This window comes from Ruegeria atlantica, assembly GCF_013032005.1.
Taxonomy (GTDB): domain Bacteria; phylum Pseudomonadota; class Alphaproteobacteria; order Rhodobacterales; family Rhodobacteraceae; genus Ruegeria; species Ruegeria atlantica_A.
Window position 1 is genome coordinate 170384 of record NZ_WQBE01000001.1, and the last position, 11835, is coordinate 182218.

Consider the following 11835-nt stretch of genomic DNA (forward strand, 5'->3'; position numbering starts at 1 on the left):
GTCCGTGCCCTAAATGCATCACTCACCGATCGGTCTGGGGTGCCGATTTTCACCTCTTTCACCCGTAGGCATCTCGGGTTCTATTGCCTACGCCGATTATCGAAAGTGAATGAATATGAAACTCGCAAAATTTGCTGCTGCCATCTTTTCTGTAGCCATCGTTGCTGCCTGTGCTGAGGGCACCACTGTTGTAACGGGCCAGCAACGACCCGCCATCAATCCTGAGCAAGTTAAATTGTACTCACAGCCCCCACAATCTTCCTATGAAGTTATAGGGCTTGTCCGAGCGAGCAGCGGTAATGGATGGACTGATCAACAATCTATTGATTACGCGGTGATTGAGCTTAAGAAACAGGCGGCCAAGGTTGGTGCCAACGGTGTAGTGATTGGTTCGACTGGCGCTCAGACTGGCGGTTTTGTCATGATCGACAACGTTGCTTACCCTTACGATGAGCAGACAGTTTCAGGAACGGCAATTTTTGTGAACTGAGTTTCCTTTGCTTTTGCCGAAATTGGAAATTGCGCATAACCTCGCATCAATCTCAAAGGGAAACTATGGCCGCTTGACAGGTGCGACAGCACACAATAGCCCTTAGGACAGCACACATTTAGGGAAACCTGAAGGCTGCCCTGGGGCGTTTCGCTCAAAAAATAAGGGGTCACGGGCTCTAGTTCGATTGTTCTAGACGCTTCTCGACCGCACCATTCTCTTCTTAATTCATGGCGATTAGCCCCTTGGATCGGGGTAGAGTTGCACCAGTTTGTGCCGGATTGCTGATTACTCCAATTCCTGTCTCGCCCGCGCCTTCTGGGTTGTGTATGACGAAGGTCAACGCAAGTCGGGAAGTATTAATGTCTCAGGCCATTACCGTATTCACCACGATGAAGAACGAAGGCCCCTATATGCTGGAATGGGTCGCGTTTCATAAAACATTGGGGGTCGATCACTTTGTGATCTTCACCAACGATTGCGACGATGGCACCGACGATATTGCCCGCCGACTGCAGGAGTTGGGGTTGGCCACCCATGTCTCGAACGAGGTGAAAGAGGGGGGCAATCCACAGCATCAGATGCTGCGTCGGGCGCGGCGTCAACCCAAGGTCAAGGAAGCGGACTGGCTGTTATGTCTGGATGTAGATGAGTTCTGGAACATCCGCCACGGCGACAACAGCTTTGACGCGTTGATCACCGAGGTCGAAAACCGTGCAGGGCAGCAGGTGGATGCGATTTCATTTGCTTGGAAACTGTTTGGCAGTTCCGGCAATATCAGTTTTGAAGACAGGCCCGTAACCGAAACCTTCGCGATGGGAGATCAGGAGTTTCCATACCATTCGGGCCGGGCGTTTGGACTTAAAACCCTGTTTCGCAACAATGGCAAATTCACCCGGTTTGGCCCGCATCGCCCAAAGGGTATGGAAGAAGGCAAGGAAAGTGAGATTGCCTGGTCTGACGCCGGGGGCAAGCTGTTTCCGGCCGAAAAGGTGGGCTGGCGCGCTTGGCGTGGGTTCGATCATTCACTTGGGCGCCTGCATCATTACTCGGTTCGATCGCTGGACGGATTTCTGATCAAGCGAGACCGGGGGAGGACCAACCATATCAAAGTGGATCAGGGGCAATCCTACTGGCAGGACATGAATGCCAACAAAGAAGCTGACCAATCCATTCAGCCCATCGCACGGCGCGCGGCGCCATTGTTGGCAGAGCTGAAGGCGGACGAAACGTTGGGCGCGCTGCACGCAAAGGCCTGTGACTGGCACCGTGCCAAGGTCGCCGAGATAAAAATGCGGCCTGACTGGGTGGATTTTCGGGTTTGGCTGGCGGATAATCTTATCTGAAGATCATGGCAGACGACCTTTCGAAAGAGCAGTTGAAACCCGATCACCCCGACCGCAAGACGGGGTATGAACGTATTCTGACCGACCCTGCACCGCCGTGGTTTGTCGAACTCTATCCTGGTGGAGATGGGGCCGGTTTCCTGCAAAAGCTGGAACGCCATTCGGTGCTGTTTCATCGACGCTCTGCCTCGCAACTGGTTGTCAGTTTTGACAATATCGCCAATGCGAACGACCTGTCCTTTGCGCGTGAACCTTGGGGTTGGAAGTTCTTTCGTGATGAGGGCTGGTCGCATATGGGGATATTCGCGCGCACCAAGGCCTGGTATCGAGATCCAGAGATCATCACGTATTTCCAGAAACGCGCAGCCGAAGGGTTTTTCGATCAGTTCAACCAAGTCGTCTTTGCCGGGGCCTCGATGGGTGGCTTTGGGGCGCTGACCTTTTCTGAATTGGTCCCGGGCGCAAATGTGATCGCATTTAACCCTCAGACGTCACTGGATGAACGATTGGTCCCGTGGGAAACGCGGTATCGTTTCGGGCGGGTGCAGGATTGGGATCTGCCATATGGTGACGCCGCGCAGACTGTGAAGCGGGCGGGTAAGGCCTATGTCTTCTATGACCCGTTTTTCGACCTTGACCGGCAGCAGGTCACTCGGCTGAAGGGTGAAAATGTCATGCTGCTTAAGACATGGTTTTCGAACCATTTTGCAGCCCCTATGTTGCGTAAGCTGGGTATCCTCAAGCCCGTCATGCAGAAGGCTATGGACGGATCGCTTGAGGCAGGTGATTTCTATAAAATGATGCGCGCACGGCGCCGGTTGCCGATGGTGATGCGCGCGATTGAGGCGCAGGCAGGCGAACGTCACCCAAAGTTGGTGGGTCAGGCGCGCCATAAGTTCCGCATAATGCGTCGCGCCGCATTGGTTGAGGCAGAGAAGTCCCAATGACGCCTGCGAAAGGAGTGTTCATCGGCCAGCGCAAAGACCGCATGGGCGCGCGCCTGCTAATGATGCTGACCTGCATTCGTCTGGCCGAGGATTTTAACACCACTTACAAGGTTAATTGGTTTCCGAAAGGATCGGATGCACCCGAGCTGGATCATCCGCAGGAACTGTTTGCCCAGGATTGGATGGATGCGCAATTCCTCAGTGCAAAGGCGTTTGAAAAACTCAGCGACAAGGCTTTGCCAATTTGGACCTTTCAGGGGGACAAAACCCCAGACCGCCTGATCGCGCACCTCAATTCGGGCCGGTCGGTTGTGGTTGAGGAAGGGTTCGAAGTGCTGGCCTTTCCCTGGGAGGATATCGAAGCGATCCGCCCTCGGTATCGGGATTTCATCCATCAGATCGGCTTTACGGACGAAATCCGCGCCATCATGGACCGGGCGGATGAAAAGCTTTCGGGGCAGGGGGTGACGGCCTATCACATCCGACGGGGCGACATTCTAAACGGTTCGCCGTGGAAACACACAACCTGGCCCGCCAAGATCGAACTCGAAGAGCTTTACGAGGCACATCTGGAGAAAGCCGACGGGCAAACGGCCATCATGTTTTCGGATCAGGCTGAATTGATCACCCGGTTTCAAAAGCGATTTCCGCAACTGCTGCAAATGTCGGACATCGCGGATGTCTCGGGCATGACCCGCGCGCAGCGCGACTTTCTCGAGCTTTATGCGATGTCGCGGGCCGATCAGGTGATTGCGCCTGTTATTTCGGCCTTTTCGATGGCCGCTGCAAGAATCTCTGGGCAACAACGCGTAGTGTTTCGCGATGTGCTTAGCGAGGCAGAGATCGAGGCTGCCAACGAAGCAGCATTGATCAGGCTCCATCAGCAGTCTGATGAGTTTCTGAGCGCATCCGAGGCTGCGCATATCTATGCCAAAGCTCTCTTCCACTTGAATCGACTGAACGCAGAAGACCGAACGCAAGAGTCCCTCGAGCTTGCCGCGAAGATATTGGATGCAGGTGCGGACAATGCATTTCTGCCACTGCTGCAGGCGCTCAACCTGTTTTATCTGGGCAGATGGGCAGAGGCCAAGGAAATGGCCGATTTTGCTTTGGAGAATCCAAATGTCTGGCCCGAAGACTACGCCGTACTATGCGCGCTAAAGTCCGCTGCACTGGGAGAAATGCGAAAGCGCTGGCAGGCCGGTCAGGCCTTCAGCCAAGCCTTTTGGGCCAAACCGATTAGGCCGGACGTTCTGGTTTTCGGGTCGCGGGTTGTGTACCGGGATCAGATTGCCCTTCGGCTGTTTCCACCGACGGACTGGTCTTTGCAAAAGGTGATCCGCAGACCCTGGTTCAACTTCAATTCCCACGTCGCGCAACGCAACGTACTGGTGCGTTTGCCGTGCAATTTCGATTTCCTTCTATTGGACTGGTCGGATTTGGCGCTGGATCAAAAAGCGCGCAGGTTGTTTGACAGCCAGCACCGCTTAAAGCAGTTGCATGACGGGCTGGTGCGTATGACTGATATCCCGGACTGTGATCCCCGAGTGCAGAGTTTCGCAACGGTGTTGAATATGCATTTGGGAGAACTCCATGCGGCGCAGGCGGTTGATATAATGCGAAATATTACCGCGAACGTTCCTGATAATCCTCTCTACCACAAGCGTTTGGCTGAACTTTACGAAGCCGAAGGTGATCGCGCCTCAGCTCGTTTGACGATGGCAGAGGCTTTGGCCTGTGATCCAGGAAACCCGTTTCTGATTTTTGCGATGGGCCGGTTTCTAGAGCGAAACGGCGCGGAAGAGCAGGGGCGAAACCAGATTATTCAGGCGGCTGAAATTGATCACGACACCGCTTCCGTTCAGGGTGAGGCCGGCCGAATTCTGTTGCAACGCGGTGAAAAGGAAAGAGCCCGGGCGTATCTGCAAAAAGCCAGGGATCTGTGCCCGACCTACAAACGCTTTACCAATCAATTGAAACGGGCAGGCGGGTAGATGGCTGGATTTCACTTGGTTGCGAGCGCAATAGAACGTAATTTACCCAAAATTTCCAAATGCTACCTCCGAGAGTGTCGGGGCAACAATAAATGAACAGGCAGTCAGTCATGACCGATCAGGACCCCCGATTTATCAGCGTAACCCCAATGAAAAACGAAGGCCCCTTTGTGCTGGAATGGGTGGCCCATAATCGGGCTATTGGCGTCGACCAGATGGTTGTGATGACCAACGACTGCACGGATGGTACGGATGCTTTGCTGAACCGGTTGGATGAAAGGGGCATCCTCACTCATGTCGACAACAACTCGCGCCGTCAGACCAGCCCCCAAAAGCGCGCCTACAAAAAATTCTTGGCGATGGAGGTGGCGCGGCCGCAAGACTGGGTGGTTGTGATTGACGCTGATGAACACATCAACGTCAAAACCGGTGACAACACGTTGCGCGCTCTGACCGATGCCATCCCGGACGCCAAGATGATTTCGATGACATGGCGCCTGTTCGGAAATGCTGGTGTCGTTCGATATGAGGATCGATTCCTGTCGGACCAGTTTCGACGAGCGGCGCAAGAGCAGAAATACCGTCCACCGCAAGCCTGGGGTTTCAAAACGATGTTTCAGCGCGAACTTTGGAGTGCGCTGGGGGTTCATCGACCCAAACGCCCGACAGTTGAGACCATGGAAGATTGTCACTGGTACAATGGATCGGGACAATTGATGCCGGACCGGTATTTTAGCGCCAGTTGGCGCTCGGCACGGGATTCCATTGGGTATGATCTGGTTCAGATCAATCACTATGCGCTGAAGTCCTGTGAAAGCTACCTGGTCAAGAAAATGCGCGGGCGGGCCCACCATCTGGGGGAAAGCCTTGGCATGGACTATTGGAACATGATGAACCAAAACGCCGAGGAAGATGGCTCGATCGATGTCATCCTGGATCGCAAGCGCGAACATTATTACGAGTTGCTGTCAGATCCTGAAACGGCCCGGCTGCATCATTTGTCCTGCGATCTGCATAGGCAGAAGATCATGGACCTGCGGGCGCAACCAGAGATGCAGGACCTCATGCAGCAGATGACGACGGATTTTGCGGTCAGTCACAGGGAATGAGCAGGCATATTTCCAAAACAGGAGGTCTCTGATGCTCTGGCTGCATATAGGTATGCCCAAGACCGGCACGACTGCGTTGCAGGCATATGTGCGTCAGAACAAGGCCCCACTGGCTGATGTCGGCTTGCATTATCTTGAGGCGGGCCGTCGTCGGTTGGAAGGGAGCGAACGTCTGGCGATCAGCCACAACATCATCGCCTTTCGCATCAATCAGACCAATGAGTCGATGGACCCGTTCCGCGCGTTGATGGCATCCGAGTATGAGGCGCACAGCGATCAGACCTGCCTAGTGTCTTCAGAGATGTTTTATTCCTGCGACTTGAACAAGTTGGCGCAGGTTTTCGCGGAAATCCCCTCGCGCGATTTGCGGATCACCTACTATTGCCGCCGCTACTCGGATTTCTTCGAGGCCGACTACAAGCAGCGCGCTAAGAATGGCCGTATGGGCACCAGCGCGTCGGAATATGTCCGGGGCAGGCTGGCGAAAATCAAGAATGACCCTGGCACTTTCACCTTTTCGGCGAAACTGGACCAAATCCGGCAGGCTTTTCCGGGCGTTACGATTGTCCCGATGATGTATGATCGCGCTCAGATGGTCCAAGGCCATATCGTGGATGATTTCATGTCGCGCATAGGCGTGCCTTTGCCGGACGGCACGGCGGCTAAACAGCCCGCTAACCAATCTCAGTCGCGTGTGGCCAGCGAAGCTTTTGGCATTGTCTCACGTTCCATGGGCCGCAAGGAAAGTCGCCAGCTGCGTCGGCGCGTGGTCAGTGATCCGGTCATGATCCGGCGCTATGATGTGCTGGAGCCGGACGAACGGGCCTGGCTGGATGAGTATTTGACCAAGCAAGACGTCACATTCCAGCAAGAGTTCTTTCCCGACCGGCCAAGGCTGTTTGAGCCGGTTGAGCTAAACGAAGAAGACCAGAAATTCCGACGCGACACGCCCGAGGAATACGACGCCCTGCGCCGCGCGTCCGAGATCGTCTTTCGAATGGCGCTAGAGGATTGAACCCTACCGTTCGATGGTGATTTCCTGACGCTGGCGACCGGTTGTTTTGTCAAAGATCAAAATACGGTTGTCATCGGTCACTACCGCATACCAGTTGCTGCCGATTGTCACTGCCTGTGCTTTGGCGCCGTCTGGAAGCTCGATCTGATCGGGCAGGGTGGGGGTTCTGTCCGTTAGTCGGATGACAATCAGCGCGAATGTCACTAGAACCCCGCCAATCATCACCGCGGTCAACAACATGACCATTCTCCGCAGCAGGCGAAGCTGCGGTGTTTCCTGCGGTTCTTGGGGTTCGGAAGGGACAGTCATGGGCACCCGCCAGATTGAATTTCAGATTGCGGCCGATCCGCCGCCTCGTCTTGATAAGGCGCTTTCGCGGGATGTGCCAGCCGATGAAAACCTCTCGCGCACGCGGTTGGCCCGGCTGATTGATCAGGGCGCTGTTCTGATCGACGGCATCGAGGCGCGCGACCCAAAAGCCAAAGTGGCCGAGGGCGCATCCGTGGCGATTACCGTGAATGAGGCAGAGGACAGCCATATTGGTCCTGAAGATATCCCGTTGGAGATTGTCTTTGAGGACGCAGACCTGGTCGTTATCAACAAACCGGCGGGCATGGTTGTGCATCCTGCGCCGGGGTCTCCGAGCGGTACATTGGTCAATGCGTTGCTGCATCACTGCGGTGACGACCTGTCCGGGGTAGGCGGGGTCAAGCGTCCCGGAATCGTACATCGCATCGACAAGGAAACCAGCGGCCTGCTGGTGGTGGCGAAATCCGATGCGGCCCATCACGGTCTGGCTGCACAGTTCGAGGCGCACACGGTCGAGCGCTACTATCGCGCGATTTGCTACGGCGTGCCGGATGCGAATGACCCTCGTTTGCGCGGTGTCAAAGGCGTCAGCTTCGAGCCCGGAAACATCATGCGCCTGACCACGCAACTGGCACGGCACAAGACCGACCGGCAAAGGCAGGCGGTGCTGTTTCATGGCGGGCGTCATGCGGTGACGCGGGCACGTCTGGTCGAGGTTTTTGGATCACCAGCAGGGTTGGCTTTGATCGAATGCTGGTTGGAGACCGGGCGCACGCACCAGATCCGCGTACACATGGCCCATGCCGGGCACGGTTTGGTGGGCGATCCGGTTTACGGCGGCAAGCGAAAACTGGCCGCCAAGGCGTTCAGCGCGACCACAGCCGAGGCCGTGAGAGCCTTTCCGCGGCAGGCGCTCCACGCCGCTGTGTTGGGTTTTGAACACCCGGTAACTGGTGAAAACCTGCGGTTTGAGGCCGAATTGCCCGAAGATATGCAGAAACTGATTGAACAGCTTCGCGCACCGCTGACATAATGCGTAAAGTTACGTGATTAAGACTTTCTTTGGTTTCCTTTATCTATCGTTAATTCCAAACTGTTAACGGTACCTCTTGAACGGATTGGGACGACCTCCCATATCCCATGTTAACGAATTAAACATTTGTCGGAGGGACATGAATCATGGCAAATTACGCAAATCTCCCCGCGCCGACGCCAGAAGGCGGCCTGAACCGCTATATGCAGGAAATTCGCAAATTTCCGCTGCTGGAGCCGGAAGAAGAGTACATGCTGGCGAAGCGTTGGGTCGAAGAGCAAGATACTGAAGCGGCTCATAAAATGGTCACATCGCATCTGCGATTGGCGGCCAAGATTGCCATGGGCTATCGCGGTTATGGTTTGCCGCAGGCCGAGGTGATTTCCGAGGCCAACGTGGGCCTGATGCAGGCTGTCAAAAAGTTCGACCCGGAAAAAGGTTTCCGGTTGGCGACTTATGCCATGTGGTGGATTCGCGCCTCGATCCAAGAGTACGTCCTGCGGTCGTGGTCCATGGTGAAACTGGGCACGACCAGCGCGCAGAAAAAGCTGTTCTTCAACCTGCGCAAAGCCAAGGCACGCATTGGTGCGCTGGAAGAAGGCGACCTGCGTCCCGAGAACGTCAAGCAGATCGCCAATGATCTGGGCGTGACCGAAGAAGAAGTCATCAGCATGAACCGCCGTATGTCCGGTGGCGACGCTTCGTTGAACGCGACTGTTGGGTCCGAAGGCGAAGGCACCATGCAGTGGCAGGATTGGCTTGAGGATGAGGATGCCGATCAGGCTGGCGATTACGAAGCCCGCGACGAGCTGGACGCCCGGCGCGAGCTTCTGGCGGCTGCTCTGGAAGTCCTGAATGATCGGGAAAAGGACATCCTGACACAGCGCCGCTTGATGGATCAGCCCGTCACGCTGGAGGACCTGAGTACGCAGTACAATGTCAGCCGCGAGCGTATTCGTCAGATCGAGGTTCGTGCGTTTGAGAAGCTCCAAAAGAAAATGCGCGAATTGGCGCGTGAAAAAGGGATGCTGGGCAACGTCTGAGACGGACCCAAGCAAAGAAAGCCCGCCGTAGATGGCGGGCTTTTTTTGTTTAAGCGAAGATAAAATCGCTTTCCGACAGTTGACCGTTTCCAACACCAAGTAGATCGATGCTGTCGCCATCTCCCAACTCGATTGTGGTGCGGAAGAACCCGCTTTCGATGTGGTCTTCGATATCCTCGAAGCTGTCGATACCGTCGTAGCCGCTGAGGTCGATCTTGTCCTTGCCGATCTCGAAGTCGAGGATGGTATCTTCTCCGTCGCCTTCTTCGAAGAAAAAGGTGTCACGCCCACGGCCGCCGACCAAAAAGTCATCGTCAGCGCCGCCATCGATCAGGTCTTTGCCGCGACCGCCAAAGATTTTGTCGTTCCCATCATCGCCGCGCAGAATGTCCATGCCACGACCGCCGAAAATGGTGTCATTGCCATCACCACCTAGAACAATATCCTTACCGCGACCGGCGCCGATGACGTCATTTCCGCCACCACCATGCACAAAATCCTTGCCACGACCGGTGAAGTGGAATTCGTCCGAGTCATCTCCCAGAATGAAATCTGTATTCTTCTGGCCCAGGATACCGGTCACGGATACCGGCAGCAGAACCCCATCCAAAACGTGGATGATCCCGTTCGAGGCGGGAACGTCGAATCCGACAAGACCTGGATCGTCGATTCCCGGGTCCGCATCGCCCAGGCTGGGTGGCATGCTGGAAAGGTTCAGTTCCACTTCACCACCCTGCAGCGTTTCGATGGCCGCACCGTCACCCAAACTGACGACCTCTTGTTTCGTGAATGACCCATCGACGACGTGATAGGTTAGAATCTCGGTCAGCAGAGGTATCGGATCGCCACCGCCTAAAAGGGTCAGGGCTTTCACGATGTGATTGATCGCTCCGGCTTCGTCCGAGCCTTCAAAGCCCAAAGCCTGAGCCAATCCGATGAATGCCGCATCTTTCGGCGCAAAAACGGTCAGATCGGCGTTGGGGTCGGCCAACGCTCCGTCCAGACCTGCTGCAAGAACAGCCTCGCGAAGGATGTCGAAATCATGAGCGTTATGGTCGAAGGTTCCCGGGTCCCCGCTTAGTTCCAGGACTTTTCCGGTAATCGAAGGTAGTTCTGTATTAGCTGGCATATCGGTTTATCTCCCACCCGGTTGCGCGCCTTTGGTCGGGAGTAATGCTGACAGGTCAGGTATCTCTCCCCGGCGATAAAGTTGTTACGGAGTGAGTTGGAAAACGGATCACGAAATTCGGATTTATCAATTGAGAGCCTGGATAAGATCCGGTTTGGCGGCGCCGAATCTCATTTAAATTTCAACAATTTGAATCACAAGGTGCAACTAGTTCAATTGTTGCTGGAAAACTCTCACCATATTCTCACCCATCACTTTCCGAACCTGAGCTTCGGTCAATCCCTGATCCAACAATGCCGAGGTCAGGGCCGCCAATTCCGATGTGTCAAATGCGGTTTCTACTGAGCCATCATAGTCTGACCCCAACGAGACATGGTCTTCGCCAACGGTCTGGATGGCTGCCTTTATCATCTTGGCGATGCCGGTCGGGGTGATGTCCCCGCAGGTTACGTCCGCCCAATAGCCCATGCCGATTACACCGCCGGTGGCGGCAATCTGTTGCATCAGATCGTCGGGATAATTGCGTTTGACCGGGCAGAATCCGTGCAAGCCGCTGTGGCTGACGATCAGGGGAACATCAGTCATATCGATCACGTCACGCGCGACCTGAGGGCTGGAATGGGCCAAATCGATCACTACGGGCCGTAGCGTCAGGTCTGCCACAAGCTGACGGCCGAACTCTGTCAGGCCAGCGTTGCCCACCCCATGCAATGATCCGCCCAGTTCGTTGTCAAAAAAGTGGTGCAGTCCAAACACTCGGTGGCCGGCGTCGAACAGAGCGTCCAGATTGTTCAGATCGCCCTCTAGCGCATGCGCGCCTTCAATGCCCAGGATGCCTCCGACAACGGGTTGGCCTGCCGCACGGGCAGCCAGCACGGCGTCCAGGTCAGCCCTTGTCTTGACGACTTTCAGCTGCCCGTCCGAGGCCGCTTCGAACTGATGTAGCTTTTCCGCCTGATAGACGGCGCGTTCCTTCAGGCTGTCCCACGTGCGCAATGGCCACAACTGTCCGATGGCCAAAAGGGTAATGTTATCAAAAGACTCAGCCGAGTTCGCGTCATAGTTCTGACCGGCAGGGGATTTGGTGACGGCAGTAAAGACCTGTAGCGCGACGTTCCCCTCGATCAGTCGTGGGATATCTACCTGCCCACGTGTACCGCGTTCGGTCAGATCACGGCTCCACAACAGGGGGTCCGCGTGTAAGTCGCCGACGATCAGGGTTTCGTGCAATGCGGCGGCATCGTCGGACACCGCATAGGGGGCATGGGCGATCACGTTGTTCCGATCAGCTTCAATGTAAGACGGAAGAAATCCGAAAAACACGACGGCACCGACCACAACTGCAAGCAACAGCAGACCGCCAATCCACTTGAGGACCCGTTTCATTCTCACTCCCTTTCAACCATTGGGGGCAGACTAC

Annotated in this window: 11 protein-coding genes; 8 read left to right on the top strand and 3 right to left on the bottom strand. The window is 55.4% G+C overall.

Translation table 11 applies throughout. The features are described from left to right. Positions 1-115 precede the first annotated feature (115 nt). The 6 genes from GOX21_RS00865 (at position 116) to GOX21_RS00890 (ending at position 6901) form a co-directional block, all read left to right on the top strand. The gene (locus GOX21_RS00865) at positions 116-490 is read left to right on the top strand and encodes a hypothetical protein (RefSeq protein WP_170374846.1); all 375 of its coding nucleotides are present in this window, start codon (positions 116-118) and stop codon (positions 488-490) included. A gap of 362 nt (positions 491-852) precedes the next feature. Next, positions 853-1836, top strand: a complete 984-nt coding sequence (locus GOX21_RS00870; RefSeq protein WP_170357924.1) for a glycosyltransferase family 2 protein — start codon at positions 853-855, stop codon at positions 1834-1836. Positions 1837-1841: 5 nt separating this feature from the next. Continuing rightward, positions 1842-2783 (top strand): hypothetical protein, encoded by a 942-nt coding sequence (locus tag GOX21_RS00875; RefSeq protein ID WP_170374848.1) that lies wholly within the window; start codon positions 1842-1844, stop codon positions 2781-2783. Then, entirely contained in the window at positions 2780-4777 is a 1998-nt protein-coding gene (locus tag GOX21_RS00880; RefSeq protein ID WP_170374850.1) for a hypothetical protein, read from the top strand. Before GOX21_RS00875 ends, GOX21_RS00880 begins: the two co-directional genes overlap by 4 nt. Before the next feature lie 110 nt (positions 4778-4887). Further along, complete coding sequence (locus GOX21_RS00885) at positions 4888-5886, top strand: glycosyltransferase family 2 protein (RefSeq protein WP_170374853.1); 999 nt, start codon at positions 4888-4890, stop codon at positions 5884-5886. 31 nt (positions 5887-5917) lie between these two features. After that, positions 5918-6901 (top strand): hypothetical protein, encoded by a 984-nt coding sequence (locus GOX21_RS00890; RefSeq protein ID WP_170374854.1) that lies wholly within the window; start codon positions 5918-5920, stop codon positions 6899-6901. A 3-nt stretch (positions 6902-6904) separates the two neighbouring features. Here GOX21_RS00890 and GOX21_RS00895 read toward each other — a convergent pair whose 3' ends face one another. Continuing rightward, positions 6905-7210, bottom strand: coding sequence for a DUF6476 family protein (locus GOX21_RS00895; protein ID WP_170374856.1), 306 nt, complete (start codon positions 7208-7210; stop codon positions 6905-6907). Between GOX21_RS00895 and GOX21_RS00900 the strand changes: the two genes are divergently transcribed. Together GOX21_RS00900 and rpoH are read left to right on the top strand one after the other, a co-directional pair. After that, positions 7209-8243: an RluA family pseudouridine synthase gene (locus GOX21_RS00900; RefSeq protein ID WP_170374858.1), complete on the top strand. Its 1035-nt coding sequence runs from the start codon at positions 7209-7211 to the stop codon at positions 8241-8243. The two genes, GOX21_RS00895 and GOX21_RS00900, sit on opposite strands and share 2 nt — an antisense overlap. 146 nt (positions 8244-8389) lie before the next feature. Continuing rightward, positions 8390-9286, top strand: a complete 897-nt coding sequence (gene rpoH, locus GOX21_RS00905; RefSeq protein WP_170348370.1) for an RNA polymerase sigma factor RpoH — start codon at positions 8390-8392, stop codon at positions 9284-9286. 49 nt (positions 9287-9335) lie between these two features. Here rpoH and GOX21_RS00910 read toward each other — a convergent pair whose 3' ends face one another. Both GOX21_RS00910 and GOX21_RS00915 read right to left on the bottom strand, forming a co-directional pair. After that, positions 9336-10415, bottom strand: a complete 1080-nt coding sequence (locus GOX21_RS00910) for a fasciclin domain-containing protein (RefSeq protein WP_170374860.1) — start codon at positions 10413-10415, stop codon at positions 9336-9338. A 207-nt stretch (positions 10416-10622) separates the two neighbouring features. Further along, positions 10623-11801 carry a dipeptidase gene (locus GOX21_RS00915; protein ID WP_170374862.1) on the bottom strand — a complete coding sequence of 393 codons (1179 nt, stop codon included), beginning with the start codon at positions 11799-11801 and terminating at the stop codon, positions 10623-10625. Between the last annotated feature and the right edge of the window lie 34 nt (positions 11802-11835).

Excerpts from the sequence above, each read along its gene's own strand:
- GOX21_RS00890 (WP_170374854.1), top strand. The coding sequence starts at position 5,918 with ATGCTCTGGCTGCATATAGGTATGCCCAAGACCGGCACGACTGCGTTG.
- GOX21_RS00900 (WP_170374858.1), top strand. The coding sequence starts at position 7,209 with ATGGGCACCCGCCAGATTGAATTTCAGATTGCGGCCGATCCGCCGCCT.
- GOX21_RS00880 (WP_170374850.1), top strand. The coding sequence starts at position 2,780 with ATGACGCCTGCGAAAGGAGTGTTCATCGGCCAGCGCAAAGACCGCATG.
- GOX21_RS00885 (WP_170374853.1), top strand. The coding sequence starts at position 4,888 with ATGACCGATCAGGACCCCCGATTTATCAGCGTAACCCCAATGAAAAAC.
- GOX21_RS00895 (WP_170374856.1), bottom strand. The coding sequence starts at position 7,210 with ATGACTGTCCCTTCCGAACCCCAAGAACCGCAGGAAACACCGCAGCTT.
- GOX21_RS00910 (WP_170374860.1), bottom strand. The coding sequence starts at position 10,415 with ATGCCAGCTAATACAGAACTACCTTCGATTACCGGAAAAGTCCTGGAA.
- GOX21_RS00875 (WP_170374848.1), top strand. The coding sequence starts at position 1,842 with ATGGCAGACGACCTTTCGAAAGAGCAGTTGAAACCCGATCACCCCGAC.
- GOX21_RS00870 (WP_170357924.1), top strand. The coding sequence starts at position 853 with ATGTCTCAGGCCATTACCGTATTCACCACGATGAAGAACGAAGGCCCC.
- rpoH (WP_170348370.1), top strand. The coding sequence starts at position 8,390 with ATGGCAAATTACGCAAATCTCCCCGCGCCGACGCCAGAAGGCGGCCTG.
- GOX21_RS00915 (WP_170374862.1), bottom strand. The coding sequence starts at position 11,801 with ATGAAACGGGTCCTCAAGTGGATTGGCGGTCTGCTGTTGCTTGCAGTT.
- GOX21_RS00865 (WP_170374846.1), top strand. The coding sequence starts at position 116 with ATGAAACTCGCAAAATTTGCTGCTGCCATCTTTTCTGTAGCCATCGTT.